Origin of the sequence: Clostridium sp. AM29-11AC, assembly GCF_003480545.1 — a bacterium.
In the GTDB taxonomy this organism is placed as follows: Bacteria; Bacillota; Clostridia; order Lachnospirales; family Lachnospiraceae; genus Otoolea; species Otoolea saccharolyticum_A.
In genome coordinates, this window is the sequence record NZ_QUJI01000017.1 from 44,915 (window position 1) to 70,647 (window position 25,733).

Genomic DNA, 25,733 nt, shown 5'->3' on the forward strand with positions numbered 1-25,733 from the left:
AGAGCCAGATACCGTCTGGATTGTGTGGGTAAATGGCTATGATGAACGAAATGGAATACAGAACAATCGGTTCGGCACTTGCCGGAGGGTATCGTGCAGCGGTCTATTGCAGGCTGTCAAAGGACGATGACCTGCAAGGCGAAAGTGCCAGTATCGCAAACCAGCGTGATATGCTGGAAAAATACTGCGAAAAGCAGGGATGGGAGGTTGTGGCAGTCTATCAGGACGATGGCTTCACAGGTCTTAATATGGAGCGTCCTGATTTACAGAGAATGTTGAGAGCCATTGAGCGCAGGCAAATCAACCTTGTCATCACGAAAGATGACTGTGTAATAATAGAACCAACACAGAAAGACCTTGAAAATCAAGGCTTTGTGGCTGGTTCTATTTGTTTTTGACCCGAAACAAAGAGAATTTTAATTATATAATGCAATCTGCGCCGCTGGCAGCGTAACGGAGGAAATGCCAGATCAGAAAAGAATAGTATTGAACATAGAGCGGTTATCTGCCGTCAGGAGAAATCCTGGCTGGCGGGTAACCGCTCTTTTTTTGTTTCTGCCGTTACTGGCAGAAGCAAAAAGTAAGCAATGCAAGGAGGTTGTGTGAAGTGAAAAATATGTTGCTAACGAGTACAGCGCCGTAAGGAGGTGGTTGAGATGGCAGTTTTCCGGGTAGAGAAAAACGCCAATTACACAACCATGTGTAACTACCATCTGAGGGATCAGACACTGAGTCTGAAAGCAAAGGGGCTTCTCTCCATGCTTCTCAGCCTGCCGGATACATGGCACTACTCTGTGAGAGGACTTGCGGCAATCTCCTTGGAAGGTGTAGACGGTATTCTCACCGCGCTGAAAGAGCTGGAAACACATGGCTATCTGGAACGCCATCAGCTTCGTCAACCGAATGGTCGCTTGGGACAGACAGAGTATGTGATTTTTGAAAAGCCGAGAGTACAGCCGTGTATGGATTCACCGTGTACGGAAAAGCCGGATACGGTAAGCCCGAATACGGTTCCGCCGGATACGATAACTCCCGCACAAAGAAGTAAAGAAGGATCAAGTAAAGAACAATTAAGTACGGATGAGAAGGCAAAAACAGTATCACAACCCTCTCGTCATCGGTACGGAATGTATCAGAATGTACTTCTTTCGGACGAAGAATTGCAAAAACTCCAAACTGAGTTTCCAGCAGACTATCAGAGCCGCATTGAACGATTGTCGGAATATATGGCTTCCAGCGGAAGGCACTATAAAAATCATTTAGCTACCATCCGCAGTTGGGCAAGACGGGATTCCAAACAGTCCAAACTGCCCGCCTACAGCCATGATAACTACCGGTACAAGGAGGGAGAAAGTTTATGAATACAATGTACGATTTTCTGGATCGTATTCAGGTTCAGAAAGAACCTGGGCCGCAGCAGTATCTCGGCGAAGATGGACTCCTCTATTGTGGGAAATGTCATACGCCGGTTCAATGTCGGATCACATTTGAGGGCAAAGAACGGCTCATGCCCTGTATCTGTAAATGCCAGAAGGAAGAACGGGAACGGCAGGAACAGCGCATGAAGGAGGAAGAACAGCTGCTCTACGTTCGCCGTCTGAAAGCGGCAGGTATTCAGGAGAGACATCTTCAGGATTGGACATTTGCGTCAGCGACAGATACTCCCAGCATCCAGATGGCGAAACGGTATACGGAAAATTGGAAGAAAGTCAAGGCGGAAAACCTTGGCCTTTTGCTTTGGGGCGATGTTGGAACAGGAAAATCATTCCTGGCCGCTTGTATTGCTAATGCATTGTTGGAAAAAGGTGTTCCCGTCCTGATGACCAATTTTTCCAAAATCCTAAACCAGATGGGTGCCATGTATTCGGATGAGCGGTATCGCTATATTGCTTCTTTCAACCGCTTCTCTCTGCTGATTATTGATGATCTTGGAATTGAGCGGAATACCGAGTATGCGTTGGAACAGGTTTACGCTGTTATTGATGAACGCTATAAGACAGGGCTTCCATTGATTATCACAACAAACCTGACGATCAGCCAGCTCCGTAATCCTGAAGATGTGGCACACGCCAGAATTTACAGCCGGGTACTGGAGATGTGTACGCCGGTACACGTTCCGGGGCATGACCGGCGAACTACGATTGGAAAATCAAAGCAGGAACTGGTCAAAGAGGTGCTGTTCTCATAATAGAAAAACGGCTGTACAGCCGGGAAAGAGAGGGTTTTATGAATGCCTGTAAAAAAGTCTGAACGGATTCAGGAGATTCCGCTCTCTGAATTACACCCGTTCAAAAATCACCCTTTCCGGGTGGTGGATGATGAAGCCATGCAACGCACAGTAGAAAGCGTGGCACAATTTGGCGTGTTGGCTCCAGCACTTGCCCGCCCCCGTCCGGAGGGCGGATATGAATTAGTGGCAGGTCATAGGCGTATGAGGGCTTCGGAACTTGCCGGACTTGAAACCATGCCAGTGATTGTCCGGCAGATGGATGATGATACCGCAACCATTGCCATGGTGGACTCCAATCTTCAAAGGGAAACGCTTCTCCCCAGTGAGCGTGCTTTTGCCTACAAAATGAAGATGGATGCGATGGCTAGAAGGGCTGGAAGACCGTCTAAGGAAAATTCCGGCCAAGTTGGCCGGGATTTTCAGGGAAAAGAGTCCAGAGAGATTATTGCTGAGCAAACCGGTGAAAGCGCCCGTCAGGTTCAGCGATTTATCAATTTGACCAATCTGATCCCGGAGCTTCTGGATATGGTGGATCGTAAAGAAATTGCATTCAACCCGGCGGTGGAATTATCTTTTCTGAAAAAAGAGGAACAGCAAGGTTTCCTGGAAGCTATGGATTACGGACAGTCCACTCCATCGCTGTCTCAGGCACAGCGGATTAAAAAGCTCAGTCAGGCAGGTATATGTACCCAGGAAGCTATGAACACGATTATGAATGAAGAGAAAAAGAGCGAATTGGATACGGTCACGCTCAAGAATGATGTACTCCGCAAGTATTTTCCACGCTCTTATACTCCAAAGCAAATGCAAGATACGATTATCCGGCTGTTGGAACAATGGCAGAAAAAGAGACAGCGGGATCAGTCAAGGTAAAGGAGAACAAATATGCTTAACAAAAATGAAATGAATTGTAAAGCCAATGCTGCGGACGTAGATGTGGACTTGCTGGTGGCAGGTATCGGAGAAATGTTGGATGGAATCCGGCACTGCCTGAAAGCCACCGATCTGCACAGCAGTTCAACAGACAGCGATTACATTCTGATGGTTGCTGCGCTTCCAGGGAAAGGTATCCAGGTGAAGGACGTCACCGAATGTTTTGATGTGCTGAAATGTTTCGGCACAGACGATTCCGTGATTCAGGCTCCGGACTGTGATTTGCTTATGAGCTATGATGAACGGCAGGTTCTGGTGCTGGATGGTCGGAAATATCTGGTCGGCCCTGCTATCTTCTATGATGTGGACGGTGACGGTGAGGACGTTTCTGTGACTGCAGAGGACATTTACGATGTACAGCGCATGGTCGCTCACCGCACGGTAATTCTTTGTGCCGACGGGCAGGACTTTCCGGCGCTTCTGCTGAATGGTGAGGTATGAAGAAATATGAGCTGATTTATGTCGATCCGCCCTGGCGTTACCGCAGCGGCAAGGTACAGGGAGCCGCAATCAATCATTACGCTACAATGTCAGATGAGGAACTATATCAGCTTCCCGTTGCAGAAATTGCGGCAGATAATTGTGTATTGCTTCTGTGGGCAACCTTTCCAAAGCTCCCGGAAGCCCTTCGGCTGATTGAAGCGTGGGGCTTCCAGTACAAGACAGTCGGCTTTGTATGGGTAAAGACAAATCCATCCGGAAACGGCTTTTTTCTCGGCCTTGGCTGGTGGACACGCAGTAATGCTGAGATATGTTTGCTGGCAGTCAGAGGGAAACCAAAACGTCAATGCGCCGGTATTTCTCAGCTGATTATCAGTCCCAGAGAGCGGCACAGCAAAAAGCCGGATATTGTTCGTGATCTGGCAATTTCGCTGGTGGGCGATGTACCGCGCATTGAGTTATTCGCAAGGGAAACGTCTCCCGGCTGGGATGTCTGGGGAAATGAGGTGGATTGCAGCATTACGCTGACGCAATCGGAAGGAGATGCACATGAGTAACGGAAAAACCATTGGTGAACTGATGGAGGAAATGCGTCTGAAAGCTGGCGCAAAGGAGTATCACGGACATGAGTATATGGCACTGGAGCGCTTTGCTGACGATACCCGCCATATGATTATCTTTGATGTTCTGACAAAAGATTCTCCTGTTGGATGGCAAGGTGAGCGAACCCGTTTGTTTTTAACGGATGAAGGGTATCGAAAATCCCTCGAAAATCAGGAAAAAGGTCACATCAAGATTTTAAGCCATGCCCGTGTAGTGCAGGGACACCTGCATTACGATAAAAAAGAACAGATTCGTTGATGCCGGAACGGTAGTTTTTCTACCTGATCCGGCATCTTTCATTTTCCCCGATTCCGTGTTCGGGTTAAGGAGGTGGTCTATTGCAGGAGGAAGTAGAAAACAGGACACTGAATCTGGCGATCAGCACAACAAAGCTGAGTGGTCGGGCGCTGCTTGCGGCGTTTCGGAAATATATGCAGCATCGACGCAATGTAAAAGCAAATAAGCTGGCTGCTGAAAACGAAAAGCCTGTAGGTGAGCAGACCATTGATCAGCTGTTAGGGCAAAATCAGGGTGCCACCAATATTGAGATTGAGAAAACGGACATCAAAGGCTTTAAGAGGTTTCTGGACAAGTATGGCATTGATTATGCCATTACGAAAGATCCGTCCCAGGCGCCGCCCCGGTATCTGGTATTTTTCAAAGCCAGGGACGGAGACGCCATGACGGCTGCGTTTAAGGAATACTCTGCGTCTCTGCTGCAAAAGCAAAAGAAACCGAGTGTACTCAAGCAGCTGAACAAACTGAAGCAGTTGGTGGCTTCCATGCCCGCGAAGGTACGGCAGAAGAAACAGGAGCGTGATTTATGAGTAAGAAAGAAATCAAACGCCTGGTAATTCTGAATATCCCGTATCTGATTCTTGGATTGCTTGCTACCAATCTGGGAGAAGCATGGCGTCTGGCAGAAGGAACGGATATTTCCGCAAAATTGTTGGCGTTCTTCTCCACAGTCGGTCAGGCTTTTGCCAATCCGATGCCCAGCTTCTACCCTTCCGATTTTCTGGTCGGGCTGTTTGCCGGAGGATGTGTCCGGCTGGCAGTTTATCTGAAAGGAAAAAATGCTAAGAAGTATCGCCACAATATGGAGTACGGGTCGGCGCGATGGGGAACAGCCAAAGACATTGAACCGTTCATGGCTCCGAAGTTTGAGGACAATATTATCCTGACAAAAACGGAACGCCTGATGCTGTCGAACCGGCCTGATAATCCGAAGAATGCCCGCAATAAGAACGTCTTAATTGTAGGTGGTTCCGGTTCCGGTAAGACCAGATTCTGGATTAAGCCCAATCTCCTACAGTGTAACTCCAAAGAGTATCCGACTTCCTTTGTAGTCACCGATCCAAAGGGCCAGATTGTCTGCGAATGCGGAAATGCATTGTTAAAGCACGGGTATCGGATCAAGATTTTTAACACCATCAACTTCAAAAAGTCCATGCGGTACAATCCATTCGCCTATGTGCATAGCGAGAAGGATATTTTGAAACTGGTGACAACTTTGATGGCAAATACGAAGGGTGACGGAAAAAGCGGTGACGAGTTCTGGGAAAAATCGGAGAAGCTGCTCTATACAGCGTTGATCGCCTATATCCATTACGAGGCTCCGGTAGAAGAACAGAATTTTGCTACGCTGCTGACATTTCTGAATGCGATGGAGGTCCGGGAGGATGATGAAGAATTTCAGAATCCGGTGGATTTGATGTTTGAGGCACTGGAACGAAAGAAGCCGGATTCCTTTGCGGTTCGCCAATACCGACTCTATAAATTAGCCGCTGGCAAAACCGCAAAGTCGATCCTGATTTCCTGCGGTGCCAGATTGGCTCCATTCGACATTCAGGAATTGCGGGAAATCACTGCCTACGATGAGCTGCAGCTGGATACCCTTGGAGATCGGAAAACGGCGTTGTTCTTAATCATGAGTGATACGGACAGCACCTTCAATTTTCTAATCTCTATGGTGTACACGCAGTTGTTTAACCTGCTTTGTGAAAAAGCGGATGATGTGTATGGAGGTCGGCTCCCGGTTCATGTGCGTTGTCTGATTGACGAAGCAGCCAATATCGGGCAAATTCCCAATTTGGAGAAGCTGGTAGCAACCATCCGAAGCCGGGAAATCTCTGCCTGTCTGGTGCTGCAGGCAAAAAGCCAGCTGAAAGCCATTTACAAGGACAATGCGGATACGATTGTCGGCAATATGGATTCGCAGATTTTCCTGGGTGGCTCTGAGCCGACAACACTGAAAGAACTAAATGCCGCCCTAGGTAAGGAAACGATTGATATGTTCAACACTTCTGATACCAGAGGCAACAGCCCGTCATACGGCACAAATTATCAAAAGACCGGTCATGATCTCGCTTCCATCGATGAGCTTGCCGTATTGGACGGCGGCAAGTGCATCCTTCAGCTGCGCGGTGTCCGGCCATTTTTGTCGGATAAGTATGATCTGACCCAGCACCCAAACTACAAATACACGTCCGATTTCGATAAGCGCAACACCTTCGACATTGAGAAATTCCTGAACAGGAAAATGAAATTGAAAAAGAACGATGTCTTTACGGTCGTGGATGCTGACGCTTTGTAACGTAAGTCTGTCTGGAATGGCAGGCTTTTTATTTATGCCATGAATCCCTGATTGCGCAAAGAACAGACCGACTGCGGTAAGCAGAGTAATTTATCTGGTTCTAATGTGCGGTTCATATTCAGGCATTCTCTCCGCCTGCAAAAACAGAATGCAGAAATCACAATATCAAATTAAGAAAGGAAAGACCGAAGCCGGGAGCCGTTGGAAGGAAAAATGCCAGCGGCTTTTGCTTTCTGGCTTTGCTGTGCGGATTCCTATTACAGACAATTTCCCGATATGCTTCGGTCACAGGTATTTTGTATGGATTTCTTTAATGAAGCGATTACCGTTCTCCAGACCCTCGTTGTTGCCCTCGGCGCTGGCCTTGGTATTTGGGGCGCGATTAACCTTCTGGAGGGTTACGGCAACGACAATCCCGGTGCCAAATCTCAGGGGTAATGAATGCCCTCCACGGACAAGTAATTGCCGTGAAGCGTGTGGTGAAAGTCCACACGATGACAGACTGAATTGCTGGGAACCCCTAAAGCCATGTGTGCCACAACACAGAGATGAAACAGGCTCCAATGTGATGGCTGCGAAAGCAGAAAGAAACACATGGATCGCGCAAGGTGCGAACCTAAACGCCGGTAAGAATGGGCAATCAGCAGCGAAACCTCGAACAGAGGGACGTTCAACGACTATCCTTTGCAGGAGTAGGGTCAAGCGGCCCGAAGAGGTCTGCCCCGCAATCAGCGGGTGAAGATATAGTCTGCGCCCATGTGAAAACATGGGGTGTTCGCCTGATAAAAGGTGGAACCGCGCTGGAATCGCGCACCGGCGTGAACAAAACGGATGAAACAGCTTATGGCGGGCGGCGGTGTTGCCCTGATCGGCATCACTCTCGTTCCGCTCCTGTCCGGTCTGTTTGGTTAATCGGAAACCCTGTAAATCCTCGCTCCGTCCCGCATAATGCGGGGCGGGCAGAAAGGAGGTCGCAGCCGGATGGATTTTATCTGGGAATCGATTACCGAATGGCTGAAAGAAGTGCTGGTCGGTGGGATTATGGATCATCTGTCCGGGATGTTTGATGCAGTCAACCAGCAGGTTGGCGATGTTGCGACGCAGGTGGGAACATCCCCGGCGAATTTCTCGCCGGGGGTCTTCTCTATGATTCAGAATGTGTCGGAATCTGTCATTATCCCGATTGCAGGCATTATTCTTACGATTATCGCCTGTTACGAACTGATCCAGATGATTATCGATCACAATAACCTTGCCAATTTTGAAACCTGGATTTTCTTCAAGTGGGTTTTCAAGACCTTTGTAGCAGTTATGCTGATCACCAACTGCTTTAATATCACCATGGCGGTGTTTGATGTCTGCCAGAACGTGATTAACGGCGCAGGCGGATTGATTTCAGATACCACAGCCATTGATGGAGCGGCTTTGGAAACTCTGGAAGAAACCCTGATGGAGATGGACATTGGCCCGTTGATTGGTCTGTTCCTCCAGTCGTTCCTGCTCAATGTCACCATGTGGGCGCTGAGTATCATTATCTTCATTATCGTGTATGGCCGGATGATAGAAATTTATTTGGCCGTGAGCCTTGCGCCGATTCCATTTGCCACATTCGGAAATCGGGAGCAAAGTCAGGTGGGACAGAATTACCTGCGCTCACTTCTGGCGCTTGGTTTTCAGGGATTTCTGATTCTGATCTGTGTCGGAATTTATGCGGTACTGATTCAGGGAATCTCTTTCAGCGATGACGTGATTGCCTCAATCTGGGGCGTAGTCGGCTACACGGTACTGTTATGCTTTACCTTATTTAAGACCGGCGCTCTCGCTAAGGGAGTGTTTTCCGCTCACTAGACTAGGAGGGATTCAAATTGGCAGCTTATATCTCGGTTCCCCGTGACCTTACACGGGTGAAATCAAAAGTATTATTCAATCTGACAAAACGACAGCTTCTCTGCTTTGGAGCCGGTGCGCTGGTGGGCGTTCCGGCTTTCTTCCTGTTAAAGCAGTCCGGCAATGTGTCGCTTGCCGCCATCGGCATGATGATTATCATGCTCCCCATGTTCTTTCTGGGGATGTATGAGAAACACGGCCAGCCGCTGGAAGTCATTGCAAAGCAGTTTATTGAAGCAAAATTTATTCGCCCGAAAGTCCGTCCCTATCAGACCAACAATTACTATGCGGTGCTGATGCGGCAGGCGTGGGCAGAACAGGAGGTACAGCGTATTGTTTGCTCTGAAAAACAGAAAAAAACAGACAGAACCCAGCGGAATGGCTCTGCCGGACACTCTGACAAAGCGGGAGAAAAAGCAGATTCACTCTGTCATTGAAAAGGCGAAGCGGGATGATGGCATTCCCCGCACGGCACAGCAGTCCATCCCATTTCAGAGGATGTTCCCGGACGGCATCTGTCGGGTCAGTGACCGCTATTACACGAAAACCATTCAGTTTCAGGACATCAACTATCAGCTGGCTCAGCAGGAGGACAAAACTTCCATTTTTGAGGAATGGTGCGGCTTCCTGAATTTCTTTGACAGCTCCATCCACTTCGAGTTGTCCTTTATGAATATGGCTACTGATATGGAGAGCTTTGAACGCCGGATTCAGATTCAGCCCCGGCAGGATGGCTTCGATGATGTACGCCAGGAATACAGCCAGATGCTCCGCCAGCAGTTGGAACGTGGCAACAACGGTCTGACCAAAACCAAATATCTGACCTTCGGTATTGAAGCAGAATCCATGAAGCAGGCAAAGCCCCGACTGGAGCACGTTCAGACAGACCTGCTCAACAACTTCCGACGCCTGGGCGTTTCTGCCCGGACATTAAATGGTAAGGAACGGCTGCACCTGATGCACTCCATGTTCCACATGGGCGACCATGACAAGTTCTATTTCGACTGGAAATGGCTTCCTGCATCGGGATTATCGGTAAAGGATTTTATTGCGCCCAGCAGCTTTTCTTTCCCCGGTGGAAAGACGTTCCAGATGGGATCGTTGTATGGGGCTATGAGCTTTCTCTCCATTACTGCCTCTGACCTTAGCGACCAGCTGTTGAAAGATTTTCTGGATATGGAATCCAGCGAGATTGTAACAATGCACATCCAGTCTGTAGACCAGAACAAAGCCATTAAGACCATTAAGCGCACGATTACAGAACTGGATCGCAGCAAGATCGAGGAACAGAAGAAGGCGGTCCGTTCGGGGTATGACATCGACATCATCCCCTCCGACCTAGCTACCTACGGGAAAGACGCAAAGGCGCTTTTGAAGGAATTGCAGAGCCAGAATGAGCGAATGTTCCTGATTACTTTTCTGGTGATGAATACCGGAAAAACGCTGCAGGAGTTGGAAACCAATGTGTTCCAGGCATCCAGTATTGCACAGAAGCACAACTGTAATCTGTGCCGCCTGGATTTCCAGCAGGAACAGGGGCTTATGAGCAGTCTCCCGCTGGCACAGAACCTGATTGAGATTCAGCGTGCGCTGACCACCAGTTCCACGGCTATCTTTATCCCGTTTACCACCCAGGAGCTGTTTCAGAACAGCCCGGAGGCGCTGTATTATGGTCTGAACGCGCTTTCCAACAATCTGATTATGGTTGACCGGAAAAAATTGAAAACGCCCAACGGTCTGATTCTCGGCACACCTGGTTCCGGAAAGAGTTTTTCGGCAAAGCGTGAGATCACCAATGCTTTTCTTGCTACGGATGATGATATCATCGTGTGTGATCCTGAAAGCGAGTACACACCTCTTGTGACGCGCATGGGCGGTCAGGTCATTAAAATCAGCCCTGCCAGCACCCAGTATATCAACCCCATGGACATCAACAGCAATTATAGTGAGGAAGATAATCCCATTGCGCTGAAAGCAGATTTTATCCTGTCACTCTGCGAACTGGTCGTGGGCGGCAAGGAAGGGCTGCAGCCGGTGGAAAAGACAGTCATTGACCGCTGTGTTCACCAGATTTATCAGCCCTATTTTGAGAACCCGTTGCCGGAGAATATGCCATTGTTGGAGGATCTCTACAACATGCTTTTGGCGCAGGACGAAAAGGAAGCCCACCATGTGGCAACGGCACTGGAAATTTACGTCAAAGGTTCTCTGAACCTGTTCAATCACCGGACGAACGTGGATATTGAAAACCGGTTCGTCTGCTATGACATCAAAGAGCTTGGCAAGCAGCTGAAAAAAATTGGGATGTTGATTGTCCAGGATCAGGTTTGGGGACGGGTGACAAAGAACCGCGGACAGGGTAAAACCACTCGCTACTATATGGATGAGTTCCATCTTCTTTTGAAAGAAGAACAGACCGCTTCCTATTCCGTAGAAATCTGGAAGCGTTTTCGGAAATGGGGCGGGATTCCGACAGGAATTACGCAGAATGTCAAAGACTTGCTCTCTAGCCGCGAAGTGGAGAATATCTTTGAAAATTCTGACTTTATTATCATGCTCAACCAGGCCGCCGGTGACCGGCAGATTCTGGCGAACCAGCTGAATATCAGTCCCCACCAGCTTTCCTATGTAACCCATTCCGGCGAGGGCGAAGGTCTTCTGTTCTATGGAAACGTGATCCTGCCCTTCGTTGACCGCTTCCCGACAGATTTGGAGCTGTACAGCATCATGACATCGAAGCTGTCGGAGGTTATGGAACGGGAGGCGTGAGATGCTGTTCAAAAATGAAGATAGGATTTTCCCCAGGGACTACGAAAACAGAATTTTTTGTGAGGACTGTCTGACTTTTATGAAAAGGATTCCGGACGAGTCAGTTTCCCTGATTTTGACCGATCCCCCTTATGGTATCCATTACAGCAATCAGTTTGCAAAGATTCCGCACGCCATGCTTCCGGGTGATGATGGGATTGATTATTCTGCATTTGCCAGAGAGAGCTACCGCATTTTACGCATGAACAGCCATGCGTATTTTTTTACCCGTTTTGACTGCTATCCTTGCCATTTTCAATGCCTGAAGGAAGCTGGCTTTACCATCAAAAATTGCCTGGTGATTGAAAAAGGAACGCTTGGAGGGATTGGCGATCTGAAAGGAAGCTATGCAAGCAGCGCAGAATGGGTGATTTTCTGTCAAAAAGGGCGGAGAATTTTCAACTCAACTACGCTTCTGGAAAACCGGAATAAAGAAGGCACTATGTTTCACAAGGGACGCCAGCCCAGCAAACGGTATAAAACACGGTTTTCGGACTGCTGGTTTGGCTCAGAATACCCGAAGGCCACACACCATTCCATGTGGCAGAAAAAGAATGGAATCTTTCATCCAACGGTAAAAAACGAAGTCTGTCTGCAGTGGTTGATTCAAATATCCAGTAATCCGGATGATTTGGTATTCGATGGATTTATGGGAACGGGAAGTACAGCGTTGGCCGCGATTCAATCTGGACGAAAATTTACTGGAACGGAAATCTCAGAGGAATATTGGAAAATCGCGCAAGATCGGATTCGGGAGGTCAGAAAGGGGATGCGGTCGGATGAAGAATAGAACCACACGCCTGCGGTTTGAAGAAGAGGAACTGGCGAATAAGCCGGTTGCCCATGCGGCAAAGAAAGCGGAACGGGCTGCGGATAAGGCGGATGCCGCAAAAGCCCGGCTGCCCACAAAGAATAAACTGAAGCATGAGAAAGATAAGGCGGCTGACCGCAAGGAACAGTTGCGCTTTGGCAAAAAGGATAATTCCAAAGATGCGGATGTTTCTCAAAAGACATCTGGTCAGGCAAGTAAGAAAGCAGTACCAGATCGAAAGAAACCGGCGGGCAAAAAGGGCGGCAAGCAGAAAATTGGCACAGCAGATGTAAATGAGCATTTACGCTTCGACGATTCAGCAGTGGATGTAGTGTCTCCCGGCAGCCGTATCAGCCGCACCGCTTCCCATGCGGTAACTGGTACGCTTGCTGGCCGTGTACACCATGAAATTGCGGAAAACGAGGATGACAACGTGGGTGTACAGGCGGCGCATCAGAGCGAAGAATTTGCGGAAGGCGCTGCACAGACTGTCAGTAATGTCCGGTACGGTCATAAGTTGAAAGCATACCAGAAAGCCGCCCGGCTTGACCGGAAAGCAGACAAGGCAAATGTAGAAGCCCTTTATCAGCAGGCTGTAACGGATAAACCGGAAATTGCATCCAATCCTATTTCCCGTTGGAAGCAGCGTCAGGAAATTAAAAAGCAATATTATACAGCAAAAGCTGCTCAGGGGGCTGCTGCCGGGTCTAAGACTGCAGGCGGCGCAGCAAAAGGCACCGAAAAAACTGCTCAGGGAGCAAAAACACTGCTGGAACGGCTCAAAGAATTTGCCGTCCAGCATACCCATGCCATGATTATTATTCTGGTATTTGCTTTGCTTTTTCTGATGGTTTCCGGGGCGTTTTCCTCCTGTTCTGCCATGCTGCAGGGCGGTACTGGCTCTTTGTTGGGTACTTCCTTCACTGCTACGGATGAAGACATTACCGGAACCAATGAGGACTATAAGGCACTGGAAGCCGCACTGAAAAATGAGATCGACAATATCGAATCCACGCATCCCGGTTATGATGAATACCGGTATCAGCTGGATGAGATCAACCACAATCCTTATGAGCTGACTGCCTACCTGACGGTTCTGTTTGAGGATTATACCAGAGCGGAAGTTCAGGAAACCTTACAGGCACTGTTTGACCGGCAGTATACGCTCACACTTGAGGAAGAAGTGGAGGTGCGTACACGCACGGAGACACGCACCCATACAGTGACTGATCCGGAAACTGGAGAAACCTCGGAAGAAGAATATGAGGTTGATGTAGAATACAACTACTATATTCTCAATGTCACCCTTAGAAACAATGGGCTGGGGACGGCAATCGCTGCGTCAGGACTGACGGAGGATCAGCAGGAACGATATAACATCCTGCTGCAGACCCAGGGCAACCGTCCCTATCTGTTTGAGGATGATATTTATGCCACGCCTACCGGTCCTTATACAGACTACGATATTCCGGGAGAAGCTCTGACCGATGAAAAATTCGCCAATATGATCCACGAGGCGGAAAAGTATCTTGGATTTCCTTATGTTTGGGGCGGAAGTTCACCCAGTACCAGCTTTGACTGTTCTGGTTTTGTCTGCTGGGTAATCAACAACTGCGGCAATGGCTGGAATGTGGGCAGAACCACGGCAAACGGCCTTATGAGTTCCTGCGATATTATTCCCGCCAGTGAAGCACAGCCCGGCGATCTGATTTTCTTCCAGGGGACGTATGATACTGCCGGTGCCAGCCATGTGGGAATTTATGTGGGCGGCGGGATGATGATCCACTGCGGAAATCCGATCTCTTATGCTTCGATAGAAACAAGTTACTGGCAATCTCATTTTTATGCGTATGGACGCATTCGTTGAGGAGGTATGTGAATGAGTGCAAAATTGGATCGAATCGGCGAAGAACGGGATAAAGCTCTTCGCAGGCGGGATGAATGGGACGCCCGCTATAAAGAACTGGATAAACGGTATCGGGAACAGGAAAACACGGAGATTCATGACCTGGTTCATGCGTTTAACCTGACTCCGGAACAGTTGGGGCAGCTGCTGCGCCAGACCGCACAGTCCCTTCCCTCTCCGGAAGCAGTGAATCAGGTGGTAAAGGAGGATGCCACAGATGAAGATTAAAAAGTTTTTCGCGCTGCTTTTGGCTATGACCCTTTGTATGGGGGTATTTTCGGTAAACGCCTACGCTTATGTGGACGAAAGCGCTGCGGCAGAATCGCAGCCGGTTCAGGAAGAATCAGTACCGGAGGAAACTCCTGAGCCGGAGCCGACAGAGGAACCCATGGAAGCCTTGACGCCGGATGGCAATCTGACGATTGTGGACGATAACGGCAGTGTAGCAGGGGCTGGAAAGCAGTTTATCACATTGGTGAGCAAGAACGGCAATTATTTTTACCTGATTATTGACCGTGACGATGAAGGAGAACAAACCGTCCACTTCCTCAATCAGGTGGATGAAGCCGATCTTCTCAGCCTGATGGATGAGGATGCGGCAGCACAATATCAGGAAAGCCTAGAAGTTGAAACAGAACCGGAAACTCCTGAGACAGCTGCACCGGAACCTGAGCCGGAACCGGTAGAGGAACCAGAAGAAAAATCCACGAATATGCTTCCGATTGTTGTGCTGTTTGCGGCAGTGCTGGCCAGTGGCGGTGGATTTCTGTTTCTCCAGATGAAGAAAAAGAAGCAGGCGGAACAGACAAAGCCTGATCCGGACGCGGATTATACCGAAGACGAGGATGATGATTTTGAACTGCCGGATGAGGATGATGTGACTGACAGCGAAGAAATTGACTCTGAGTCTGGAGAAGACGATGCATAGGATTAAACCGGCGTAACCCTACTTTCCCAAACGAGGCAGCTTTCGAGTTGCCTTGAACATACAAATTGCGATATGCCGTTACGGATGATATAATAAATAAATCAGCTATAGATATTAAGGGGGCAGATTTTTTGAAGCAGTGTACAATTTGTGGGAAGCCTTTACCAAATGATTATAAAAAAGACATTTGTAAAGAATGCAAAAAGGATAAACGGCAAAAATGGTTCCGAAAAAATGGAAAGTGGATCGCTGTCAGTGCGGCAGCAATAGCCGCATACATTGCCAAAGTCCTATTGACCTCTGATACATCAGAGGAGCAGGATACATCAGATAGTACGGAAGATGATTATTCACCCGAAGTCATTAAGCATGAACCGGGCGAAAAATATTGGAATCCGAACACCAATAATTGGGAGAAAGATGGGAAGCCATACTCATATCGTGTTTCTTATAGAGATCGAAGAGATGGGGAAATACATACTCATAATTATGCTGATGTAGATAACGGATATGAGGATTATCAATACTACAATAAACAGTGGTGGGCGGCAGATACACAATGGGATCATGTGCCACCTGATGAAGAATAAGAGTTGAAGTAAACATAGGCAGTCATGTACTCCGGTACAGGCTGCTTTTTTCATGCCAAAAATCGAAAGGAGTTGATTGCTCATGCTCAAACTCGTGGTTTGTGAAAAGCCCTCAGTCGCTCAGAGTATCTCAAAAGTGCTGAGAGCAACAAAGCGTGGCGATGGCTTTCTGGAAGGCGGCGGCTATATTGTCAGCTGGTGCGTCGGCCATTTGGTAGAACTGGCGCAGCCGGAAAGCTATGAAGAACGCTATGCCAAATGGCGAAAGGAAGACTTGCCGATTCTGCCCCATTCCTGGAAATACCAGGTGACGGCGGCAACGAAAAAACAGTTCTCCATTTTAAAGAAGCTGATGTTACGCCCGGATGTGGAGAGTCTGGTCTGTGCAACTGATGCGGGGCGCGAAGGTGAATTGATCTTCCGTCTGGTCTATCATCAGTGCGGATGCAAAAAGCCCTTTGAACGCCTTTGGATTTCTTCTATGGAAGACACTGCGATCCGGGAGGGCTTTGCCAATCTGAAACCGGGGACAGAATACGATGCTTTATATGAAGCTGCCCTCTGCCGGGAGCGTGCCGACTGGATTGTCGGAATCAACGCTACCCGGCTTTTTTCCTGCCTGTATGGTGTGACCCTCAATGTAGGGCGCGTAATGACTCCCACGCTCGGCATGGTAGTACTGCGGGAAGCAGCCATCTCCGCTTTTATGCCGGAACCGTTTTATACGGTACAGATTACAGTAAATGATTTTGCTGTTTCCAGCGATCGATTTAAAGGAAAAACAGATGCAGAATCGTGCCGCAAAGCCTGTCTGGAAGCGGGAATGGCAACTGTCAGAAAGGTGGAGCGCAGGGAGAAATCGGAAAAGCCACCAGCCCTCTATGACCTGACAACACTACAGCGGGAAGCCAACCGTCTCTTCGGCTTTACGGCACAACAGACGCTGGACTATACGCAGAGCCTTTATGAAAAGAAACTGGTGACATATCCCCGCACGGACAGCCGGTATCTGACCGAGGATATGGCAGCATCGCTTCCAGGACTGGCAGAAAACAGTGCTCTGGCCTTTGGTGTACAGTCGCCCGCTGTGGTTCATGCAAGCGCAGTAATCAACGGGAAAAAAGTTACCGACCACCATGCCCTACTCCCCACAGCAAGTATGGCGAAAGCTGACCTTGCGGCTCTGCCTGCCGGTGAACAGTCTGTCCTGCGGATGATCGTAGCAAGACTTCTTGCCGCTGTAAGCGAGCCGCATCGGTATGCGGAAACTGCCGTGGAATTAAGCTGCGCCGGTACTGTCTTTTCTGCCAAAGGGAAAGAAATTCTGGATGATGGATGGAAGGCGATGGAACGTCAGCTTCTTCCGAAAGAGGAAAAAGCTGCAAAAATGCTTCCGCCATTAGTAGAGGGAGAAACACTTCCCATTGAGAAAACAGAAATAAAAGAGGGAAAAACTTCTCCGCCAAAGCATTTCACCGAAGACCTGCTCTTACAGGCAATGGAAGCAGCCAGCGCTGATGACTTTCCAGAGGATGCGGAACGGAAAGGAATTGGCACTCCTGCCACCCGTGCCGCCATCATCGAAAAACTGGTTCTGAAAGGCTTTTTGGAGCGCAAAGGCAGCGGTAAGGTAAAGACGCTGATACCCACAGAAAAAGGGAAAGCCTTAATTACCGTAACGCCAGAGCAGCTCCAGTCCCCTGCTATGACAGCAGACTGGGAGGAAAAGCTGTCGGAGGTGGAACACGGCGAATATGTGCCGGAAACTTTCATGGATGAGATTTCCGGCATGATTATGGAACTGGTCAATAACTATGAGATTGTGAAAGGAGCCAAAGTGCTTATGCCTGGTACAACTGTAATCGGAACCTGCCCTCACTGTGGGGCTGAAGTCATAGAACGTCAGAAGGGATGGTTTTGCTCCAATCGGGAATGCCGCTTCATTCTCTGGAAAGACAACGCCTACTTCAAGAAAATTGGCAAACGCCTCACTGCTCAGATGGCGGAACGTCTGGTGCGGGACGGAAGAATCCGTGTGAAAGACTGCAAAAGCCAGAAAACCGGAAAAACCTACAATGCTTCTGTTCTGCTGATCACCGAAGCAGATGGACGCCCGAAATTTCAGCTGGAATTTGAAAGCGGAGGTGGCGGGAAATGAGTGCGGAAAAGTTAGAAGCAGTTTATCTGGTAGACCGCCAGTTTTTTCTCCACCTCAAGGAAACGGAAAGCGGCTTTCAGTATGAAGCGTTCCATCGAAGCGATAAGAAAGAAAATTACTCTGGAATGCTGGCATGGGAAGATCTACTGGAGAGTCGAATTGCCTCCTCGCTGGTAGCTGCACGGGTAGCGGCCTGTGAAGAGATCGGACTGGAAAGTCAGGAAGTGGCGAAAGTATCTCTGCTATCCCTGCTTCCGTATCCCCGGTCAGAGATTCGACGCCGAAGCCTTCAGGAACCAGCCTGTCTTCCCTCCCACGACATTCGTTTTATCGACAGCCGGTACAAGGAACTATTCCGTATTCCGGACGGAGGGACAATTCAGGTGGATTACCCGGATCGGCATTATGCAGCCAAATGCTGCTACATTGACGATTACCATACCCAGGTTGGAAACAACGTCTACCATATTTGCCAGTTTGCAGAGCTTCTGGAGCGCGGCGGCGGGACCTGCCGCCCGGAACCGGAGCTTGACCGGGATACTGCCGTGTGGCAGCTGGGGAGTCAAAACTATCTGACAGTGGAACGCAGTCAATCAGGCTGGTCGTACCATTTATACGATCAGGGATTTCAGCCGGTAGCTGCCGGAGAAGTAGACGGACTGGAAACTTCGATTCTGGAAGCCCGTGATCAGGCGATGGATCAATGCAGGCTTAGCAGCCGAAATCGAGAACTGATCGATTATGACCGGGAAGAATTTCAGAGGAGGGAGTTTATGTCACAGGATAAAATTGAAAAGTGGGATGAAGTAAACGGTAATACGGGAAATAACAGCAGACTGGAAGCCTTTCTGGACAGCGCCGGGGACAACTATGCGATTTTGCAACTGCGCGACATTGAGGAAACACGCATGGAGCGCTTTTCTTCTTTGAAGATGCTGGAACGGATGGGTATGGAAGTGAATATTGACCATTATGAAGTGGTATATATCGCACCGTTACCGATTCACACGAACCGCTCCGCCTTTCTGGAAAGCGTCTTCGAGAAATTTAATCTGGCTCGCCCGGAAGATTTTAAGGGACACAGCCTTTCGGTCAGCGACATTGTTGCCATCCGTGAAAATGGCGCGGTATCCTGTTATTACTGTGATAGTGCCTGCTTTCAGGAACTTCCTGGACTTATCCCTGAGAATTATCTGAAAAATGCGGAAATGCAGCTTGAAGATGATTACGGTATGATCGACGGCGTTGTTAATAATGGCGCAAAAGATCGTAAGGAGAAAGCGACAAAGGATAAAGCTGAGAAGCCTTCTGTGGTGGAGCAGCTGAAAAACCAGCCACACTGTGAGGTCAGAAAGAAATCCACGGTCAAATACACGGAACAGGAGCGATGATATGGGGAATGACCGCTATCAAATGACATTGGAGGAAGTGCTGGGAACTATTCTTAGTGTCCGGCAGGAAGGTGTTCTTATGGGGATATCCACAAAATGCATAGTGTCAGGCTATCTGCTTTCCAATGGAACTGTTCTGTTGGAAAGCGAAAAAGACGAAAACGGCTTCTATGTGGGAGGGGACTATGTGAATGGAGAGTATCTCAAATCTCAGGAACGATATGAGCCTGTACGGAATGAAAACGGTGCCATTACCGGTTTTCGGCAGATGAGCGCTTATCTCCACCAGTTTTCCGGAGACGAACAGAAACTCATTTTTCAGTACGCCTTGAATACGAAAAGTAACTTGCTGGAAGATCTGGAGCAGATCTTAAAGATAGTGAAAAATCACCAGCTTCGGCAGCTCGTTTCCGGCACCTGTGAAAAACTTGCCAGAATCCCGGATCGGGAATGTATTCGGCTGATGGCTGATATCCGGGCTACTTATAAAGAAAGAAATCTGGAATCAATCCGTCAGAGGCAGAAGGCGGTGCAGAAAAGACCAAATACGAGAAAAAGAAAAAGGAGCTTGGAACGATGAAGACTTTTACTTCCGAAGAAATGAATTTGATGTGCCTGTATAATTCCGGCACTCGTCTAGAACTGATCGAAAATCTGACGGATATGCGGGGCTATCTGCAGGCTGACGAAACAGAGTTGCTTTCACTGACCGACTGTGTGCTGGAAAAGCTGCGACAGATGAACGATCAGGAATTTTCAGCACTGGATTTGTACCCCGATTTTATGGACTGACAAGGAGTTAAATACTGCCGGGATGGAAATCACTGTCCCGGCTCTTTTCTGCTGTAAGGAAGGAGGCCAATATGTGGAGTAAAGCAGATTTTTATTCGGCGGTTGCAAAAGAAACTCTGGAAGGACTGACAGCCAGCTGGCAGGAATGGGCGAAGTTTCTTGCCACGGCTTCCCGGCTGTATAAGTATCCGTTCATGGATCAGATGATGATTTACGCACAAAGGCCGGATGCCACCGCCTGCGCAGAATACGATTTATGGAATGACAAGATGAACCGCTACGTCCGGCGCGGGTCAAAAGGGATTGCCCTTTTAGATGAGCGCGGTGACAAACTGCGTCTGCGCTATGTATTTGATGTGGCAGATACGGGAACAAGGGAAAATTCGCGAACGCCTTGGCTGTGGACAATGGAGGATCAGCATATCGTTCCCATTATGGCTATGCTGGAACGAAACTACGGCGTTGGCGGCGCTGACCTGGGCGAACAGATTGCGGCGGCCGCCCGAACTCTGGCAGACGAGTATTGGGCAGATAACCAGAAGGACTTCTTCTACATCGTTGACGATTCCTTCTTAGAAGGGTACGATAATTACAACATCGGAATCCAGTTTAAGACAGCAGCCACCGCCAGCATCACTTATACGGTACTCAGCCGGTGCGGTTTGAATCCAGCGGAATATATGGGGCATGAGGACTTCATGCCGATCTTCGACTTCAACACCATTCCGGCAGTTATGGCACTGGGTTCCGCCGTCAGCCAATGCAGCAGGCAGATTCTCCTGCAGATCGGGGACACCATCCGGACTGCGGAGCGGGAAGCCATTGAGGAAAGGAGAAAATGGGATGAAGAACACCTTAACCTACACGAGGAACGGGGATTACCTGATTCCGAACCTGAAACTGGACGAGCAGCCGGAGAAGCCCCTGGGCAAATATGGACGGATGCGCCGGGCATATCTGAAGGAGAACCGCCCGCTTCTGTACAATCAGTTCCTGCTGAACGGGACGCTATATCCGCACCTGTTGGAGATCGAGGAGACGGCAAACCAGAGGTTGGAGCTGATAATGAACCAGCTTCTGGAGAAAGATCCGGCTCCGGACAAGAAGCAGAACGCGATGGCGTGGGTACAGCACATGAACGCACTGAAAGCCCAGGCCGAGGAAGTGATTTTGACGGAGCTTATCAACAGCTAAGTTTTACTTTTCCAGAAGAAGCCCCCACCGCTAAACAGTCCACGAAAGGATCGAGCGAACCATCGCCCGGTCCTTTTTCTGTGCCTGAAAATCAGGATAACAAAAAGGACGCAGAAAACGCCGCCTCCGAAGAAACAGCGGAACAACAGGAAGTTCCTGACCTGAGCCAGTACCCGATTACCCGCCGTGGTGATGATATTACCATCGGAACCGGCAATGCCACTCATGTGGTAGACATCACGGTGTCGGAAGAAGAATATAAAGCAATCAAACAGGCCATTCCGGAAGAACCGGCATACGATCCCGCTTCGCTGCCGTATCACATGGGAGATACCGTTTACCTGGATAATCAGGTATATCGGATTACCGAACTGCGGGAAGACACGGTGCAGCTCCTTCCTAATGGGGTGACTTACCCTGTATTCCGTGCAGAAAGCCGGGAACGGTTCGAGGGACTGCTTCGGCAGGACAGCCGCAACGGCGCTGTAACGGAGTATCTTGCCCCCAATCCGTCAAATGTCGATCAGGATTTGCTGGAAGTGCTGGCTTCTGGTCTGCTCTCTGCGCAGGATAAAGAGTATATTTCTGGCTGGCTGCGGGATGGGGAAGGCAATACCCGGATTGCACAGCGGCTTTCAGAACTGTTTACAAACCGGGCGGAAACGATGGAGCTGACTACCGGGGACACGGCAGATTTTCGCACCTACACCACTGGTATCGAAGTGGAGATTCTGGACAGTGAAGAACGCAGGCTGGCTGCGCTGGGCGGCAGCTGGGGCGACATAGCTCCCATTCTTCGCGGACTGTATATCCATGAGCAGGAAGGCTTTTATCAGAACCCGGAAGGTTACCGGCAAAAGCAGACGGTACTTGAGGGACAGCCGTCCTACCAGGTAGGCGATTCTGTCTTCCTGCCTGCGCCTGATCAGCCTATCAGCGGCACTCTTGGTTACGTTGGCGACACCACTGTGCGGATTGATACCGGCCCATATTCCTGGAGTAACAAGGTTATGGGGCGCAGTCAGTTTGAAGAACTTCTCCGTCAGGATGAGCGAAACGCTAGCCTGTTTGTGCAAGAAGAAAAAGAATCAGATACACCAGAATTACCGGAACTGACAACGGAGCTGGAAACCATTTATCCTGCCGAACAAAACGAACTGCCTTATGATATTGTGGTGGAACGGCTGCGCGTAAACGAGGCGGAACGTCCGGAGCCAGAGCCTATTGCTGCAAACTTCCGCATTACCGATGAACACCTGGGTGAAGGCGGGCCGAAGCAGAAATTCCGCGCCAACATCATGGCAATCCAGCTTCTGAAAAAATGTGAGGAAGAAAACCGCCCGGCTACGCCGGATGAGCAGAAAATCCTTTCCGGGTATGTCGGCTGGGGCGGCCTTGCAGATGCTTTTGATGAGCACAAAGGTAACTGGGCAACGGAATACCTGGAGCTGAAAACTGTTCTGACACCGGAGGAATATGCGGCTGCCAGGGCTTCTACCTTGAACGCACATTACACCAGCCCCACGGTGATCCACGCGATTTACGATGCCGTGGAGCAGATGGGCTTCCGCCAGGGAAATATTCTGGAGCCGTCCATGGGCGTAGGAAACTTCTTCGGTCTTCTGCCGGAGAGTATGCAGCAGAGCCGTCTTTACGGTGTGGAGCTGGACAGCATTTCCGGGCGTATTGCAAAAAAGCTGTATCCCAATGCAGAGATCACTGTTGCCGGATTTGAAACCACTGACCGTCGTGATTTTTATGATTTGGCGGTTGGCAATGTCCCCTTTGGCGATTATAAGGTCAATGATAAACCTTACAATAAGCTGGGATTTTCCATTCACAACTATTTCTTTGCCAAAGCGTTGGATCAGGTGCGTCCGGGAGGTGTGGTTGCTTTTGTGACCAGCCGTTATACTATGGATGCCAAAAGCCCGGAGGTGCGCAAATACCTGGCACAGCGGGCGGAACTTTTAGGGGCGATCCGTCTGCCGAACAATGCATTCCGTGCCAATGCCGGTACGGATGTGGTATCGGATATTCTGTTCCTGCAAAAGCGGGAACACCCCATCGACCTGGATGCGGACTGGATTCACCTTGGACGCAACGAGAACGGGCTGACCTTAAACAGCTACTTTGTGGAGCATCCGGAGATGGTGCTGGGACGGCTTTCCACCGAAAGCACTCAGTATGGCAAAGAGGAATGTACGGTGCTGCCCATTGACGGCGCTGATTTAAGCGAACAGCTGAAAGACGCGATTTCCCATATCCATGGAGAATACGTGGCTCAGGAGCGGGAAAATCCGGAACTGGAGGATAATGCCTCTGTACTGCCTGCAGACCCGACGGTAAAAAACTTTTCCTACACGGTGGTAGACGGCGAAGTGTATTTCAGGGAAAATTCCATTATGTCGCCGGTTGACTTAAACGATACCGTAAAAGGCCGGGTCAAAGGCATGGTGGAACTGCGTCAGATCGTCAATGACCTGATTGAGTACCAGCTGGAAGACTATCCACAGGAAGCTATCGAGGCCAAACAGCAGGAACTAAATACCGCCTACGATGCCTTTACCCAAAAGTATGGGTTGATTAACAGCCGTGGCAACGAGAAGGCATTTTCAGAGGATTCTTCCTACTATCTGCTCTGCTCGCTGGAGAATATTGATGAAGATGGAAATCTGGAAAGCAAAGCCGATATTTTCACCAAACGCACCATTCGTCCGGAACGTCATGTGACCCATGTGGATACGCCCAGCGAAGCACTGGCGGTTTCCATCGGAGAACGTGGCAAGGTAGACATTCCGTTTATGGCAGAACTGCTGGGGAAAGCGGATGATTTCGAGGCCGTCACCGGCGAGTTGACTGGCGTGATTTTCCGTGATCCCATGGCACCGGAAGCGCCGGAACTTGGCTGGCAGACTGCGGATGAATATCTGTCCGGTAATGTGCACGATAAGCTGCGGATTGCACGGCTTGCAGCACAAACCGATCCGCAGTACACGGTTAATGTGGCTGCGCTGGAAAAAGCTCAGCCCAAAGATTTGGAAGCCTCGGAAATTGAGGTACGCCTGGGCGCTACTTGGATTGATCCAAAGTATATCCAGCAGTTTATGGAGGAAACTTTTGAGACACCCTTCTATCTCCGCCGTGCCATTGAAGTGAAGTTTTCTACGATTACGGCAGAATGGCAGATTTCCGGTAAAAGCAGTACCGGGCGGCATGATGTGGCAGCCTATGTGACGTATGGCACAGATCGGGCGAACGCCTATAAGATTCTGGAGGATACTCTGAATCTGAAAGACGCCCGGATTTACGATACCATTGAAGATGCAGAGGGCAATAAAAAGCGTGTCCTCAACAAAAAGGAAACGACCCTCGCTCAACAGAAACAGCAGGCAATCAAGGACGCTTTCCGGGACTGGATCTGGCGTGACCCGAAACGCAGAGAAACACTGGTGGCAAAGTATAATGAACTGTTCAACAGCACCCGTCCCCGCGAATATGACGGCAGCCACATTCATTTTGTCGGCATGAACCCGGACATTAAGCTGCGGCCTCATCAGCGGAATGCCATCGCTCATGTGCTGTATGGCGGCAATACACTGTTGGCACATGAGGTAGGAGCCGGGAAAACCTTTGAAATGGCTGCTTCTGCAATGGAAAGCAAACGGCTGGGACTGTGCCAGAAGTCGATGTTTGTGGTTCCCAACCACCTGACTCAGCAGTGGGCGAATGAATTCCTGCGGCTTTACCCCAGCGCGAAACTTCTGGTGACAACGAAAAAAGATTTTGAAACAGCAAAACGGAAGAAATTCTGTGCTCGTATTGCTTCTGGGGATTATGATGCGATCATTATCGGTCACAGTCAGTTCGAGAAAATTCCCATCTCTGCGGAGCGGCAGGAACGGCTCTTACAGGAACAGATTGATGATGTAACCGAAGCGCTGGACGAGCTGAAGCGAAGCCGGGGCGAGAATTTTACCATCAAGCAGATGGAGAAGACCCGGAAGTCTCTCCAGGCAAGATTGGATAAACTGCTGAACACAGATCGGAAGGATGATGTGATTACCTTTGAGCAGCTTGGCGTAGACCGGCTGTTTGTGGATGAGAGTCAGGCATACAAAAACCTGTTCTTATACACAAAAATGCGAAATGTGGCAGGATTATCCACATCGGAAGCCCAGCGAAGCAGCGATATGTTTATGAAGTGCCGGTATCTGGATGAAGTTACCGGCGGGCGCGGCGTAGTATTTGCCAGCGGCACTCCCGTCTCCAACAGTATGACGGAATTGTACACCGTCATGCGCTACCTCCAGTACAACACCTTACAGCAAAAGGGACTCACCCACTTTGACTGCTGGGCGTCCACCTTCGGGGAAAGCACTACGGCGATTGAATTGGCTCCGGAGGGCTATACTTTAGTAGGACGATAAATAATGCGTTCCTAAATTGAAAATAGGTTATCAAA

At 49.3% G+C, this 25,733-nt stretch carries 21 protein-coding genes and 4 pseudogenes; all 25 read left to right on the forward strand.

All coding sequences use genetic code 11. From position 1 onward, the window contains the following. Positions 1-32 precede the first annotated feature (32 nt). Positions 33-323 (forward strand): annotated as a pseudogene (locus tag DW757_RS12510) (recombinase family protein); the annotation flags it as partial. 333 nt (positions 324-656) lie between these two features. Beyond that, a complete protein-coding gene (locus DW757_RS12515; RefSeq protein ID WP_050625208.1) occupies positions 657-1,361 on the forward strand; it encodes a helix-turn-helix domain-containing protein in 705 nt (234 codons plus the stop codon). Continuing rightward, the gene (locus tag DW757_RS12520; protein ID WP_050625207.1) at positions 1,358-2,188 is read left to right on the forward strand and encodes an ATP-binding protein; all 831 of its coding nucleotides are present in this window, start codon (positions 1,358-1,360) and stop codon (positions 2,186-2,188) included. The genes DW757_RS12515 and DW757_RS12520 overlap by 4 nt, the downstream gene beginning before the upstream one ends. A gap of 42 nt (positions 2,189-2,230) precedes the next feature. After that, on the forward strand, positions 2,231-3,103 hold the full coding sequence (locus DW757_RS12525; protein WP_050625206.1) for a ParB/RepB/Spo0J family partition protein: 873 nt from the start codon (positions 2,231-2,233) through the stop codon (positions 3,101-3,103). A 12-nt stretch (positions 3,104-3,115) separates the two neighbouring features. Further along, on the forward strand, positions 3,116-3,604 hold the full coding sequence (locus DW757_RS12530) for a hypothetical protein (protein WP_050625205.1): 489 nt from the start codon (positions 3,116-3,118) through the stop codon (positions 3,602-3,604). Then, complete coding sequence (locus DW757_RS12535; RefSeq protein WP_050625204.1) at positions 3,601-4,161, forward strand: MT-A70 family methyltransferase; 561 nt, start codon at positions 3,601-3,603, stop codon at positions 4,159-4,161. Before DW757_RS12530 ends, DW757_RS12535 begins: the two co-directional genes overlap by 4 nt. After that, positions 4,154-4,465 (forward strand): DUF5720 family protein, encoded by a 312-nt coding sequence (locus DW757_RS12540; RefSeq protein ID WP_050625203.1) that lies wholly within the window; start codon positions 4,154-4,156, stop codon positions 4,463-4,465. Before DW757_RS12535 ends, DW757_RS12540 begins: the two co-directional genes overlap by 8 nt. Before the next feature lie 80 nt (positions 4,466-4,545). Next, complete coding sequence (locus tag DW757_RS12545) at positions 4,546-5,034, forward strand: PcfB family protein (RefSeq protein ID WP_050625202.1); 489 nt, start codon at positions 4,546-4,548, stop codon at positions 5,032-5,034. Next, complete coding sequence (locus DW757_RS12550; RefSeq protein ID WP_050625201.1) at positions 5,031-6,803, forward strand: VirD4-like conjugal transfer protein, CD1115 family; 1,773 nt, start codon at positions 5,031-5,033, stop codon at positions 6,801-6,803. The genes DW757_RS12545 and DW757_RS12550 overlap by 4 nt, the downstream gene beginning before the upstream one ends. A gap of 300 nt (positions 6,804-7,103) precedes the next feature. Beyond that, positions 7,104-7,238, forward strand: a pseudogene (locus tag DW757_RS12555) (Maff2 family protein); the annotation flags it as partial. 378 nt (positions 7,239-7,616) lie between these two features. Beyond that, positions 7,617-7,715 (forward strand): annotated as a pseudogene (locus DW757_RS12565) (Maff2 family protein); the annotation flags it as partial. A gap of 69 nt (positions 7,716-7,784) precedes the next feature. Then, positions 7,785-8,651 carry a VirB6/TrbL-like conjugal transfer protein, CD1112 family gene (locus DW757_RS12570; RefSeq protein WP_050625200.1) on the forward strand — a complete coding sequence of 289 codons (867 nt, stop codon included), beginning with the start codon at positions 7,785-7,787 and terminating at the stop codon, positions 8,649-8,651. Between the two features lie 17 nt (positions 8,652-8,668). Beyond that, positions 8,669-9,127 carry a PrgI family protein gene (locus DW757_RS12575; protein WP_009259774.1) on the forward strand — a complete coding sequence of 153 codons (459 nt, stop codon included), beginning with the start codon at positions 8,669-8,671 and terminating at the stop codon, positions 9,125-9,127. Next, positions 9,069-11,459: a DUF87 domain-containing protein gene (locus DW757_RS12580; protein ID WP_347559988.1), complete on the forward strand. Its 2,391-nt coding sequence runs from the start codon at positions 9,069-9,071 to the stop codon at positions 11,457-11,459. Before DW757_RS12575 ends, DW757_RS12580 begins: the two co-directional genes overlap by 59 nt. A 1-nt stretch (position 11,460) precedes the next feature. Beyond that, positions 11,461-12,288, forward strand: coding sequence for a DNA methyltransferase (locus tag DW757_RS12585; protein ID WP_050625199.1), 828 nt, complete (start codon positions 11,461-11,463; stop codon positions 12,286-12,288). After that, positions 12,278-14,176, forward strand: coding sequence for a C40 family peptidase (locus tag DW757_RS12590; RefSeq protein ID WP_050625198.1), 1,899 nt, complete (start codon positions 12,278-12,280; stop codon positions 14,174-14,176). The genes DW757_RS12585 and DW757_RS12590 overlap by 11 nt, the downstream gene beginning before the upstream one ends. A 12-nt stretch (positions 14,177-14,188) precedes the next feature. Beyond that, positions 14,189-14,443 carry a DUF4315 family protein gene (locus DW757_RS12595; RefSeq protein ID WP_009259778.1) on the forward strand — a complete coding sequence of 85 codons (255 nt, stop codon included), beginning with the start codon at positions 14,189-14,191 and terminating at the stop codon, positions 14,441-14,443. After that, positions 14,433-15,143: a DUF4366 domain-containing protein gene (locus tag DW757_RS12600; RefSeq protein ID WP_050625197.1), complete on the forward strand. Its 711-nt coding sequence runs from the start codon at positions 14,433-14,435 to the stop codon at positions 15,141-15,143. Before DW757_RS12595 ends, DW757_RS12600 begins: the two co-directional genes overlap by 11 nt. Before the next feature lie 131 nt (positions 15,144-15,274). After that, a complete protein-coding gene (locus DW757_RS12605) occupies positions 15,275-15,733 on the forward strand; it encodes a hypothetical protein (protein ID WP_118751858.1) in 459 nt (152 codons plus the stop codon). 82 nt (positions 15,734-15,815) lie between these two features. Further along, positions 15,816-17,891 (forward strand): DNA topoisomerase 3, encoded by a 2,076-nt coding sequence (locus DW757_RS12610; RefSeq protein WP_050625196.1) that lies wholly within the window; start codon positions 15,816-15,818, stop codon positions 17,889-17,891. Beyond that, on the forward strand, positions 17,888-19,282 hold the full coding sequence (locus DW757_RS17425) for a YodL domain-containing protein (protein WP_182433303.1): 1,395 nt from the start codon (positions 17,888-17,890) through the stop codon (positions 19,280-19,282). The genes DW757_RS12610 and DW757_RS17425 overlap by 4 nt, the downstream gene beginning before the upstream one ends. A 1-nt stretch (position 19,283) precedes the next feature. After that, complete coding sequence (locus DW757_RS12620) at positions 19,284-19,862, forward strand: transposon-transfer assisting family protein (protein ID WP_050625195.1); 579 nt, start codon at positions 19,284-19,286, stop codon at positions 19,860-19,862. After that, positions 19,859-20,074: a transposon-transfer assisting family protein gene (locus DW757_RS12625; RefSeq protein ID WP_050625194.1), complete on the forward strand. Its 216-nt coding sequence runs from the start codon at positions 19,859-19,861 to the stop codon at positions 20,072-20,074. The genes DW757_RS12620 and DW757_RS12625 overlap by 4 nt, the downstream gene beginning before the upstream one ends. An 843-nt stretch (positions 20,075-20,917) precedes the next feature. After that, positions 20,918-21,268, forward strand: coding sequence for a TnpV protein (locus DW757_RS12630; protein WP_050625193.1), 351 nt, complete (start codon positions 20,918-20,920; stop codon positions 21,266-21,268). 1,133 nt (positions 21,269-22,401) lie between these two features. Beyond that, a pseudogene (locus DW757_RS18050) lies at positions 22,402-25,677 on the forward strand (SNF2-related protein); the annotation flags it as partial. Positions 25,678-25,733: the final 56 nt, after the last annotated feature.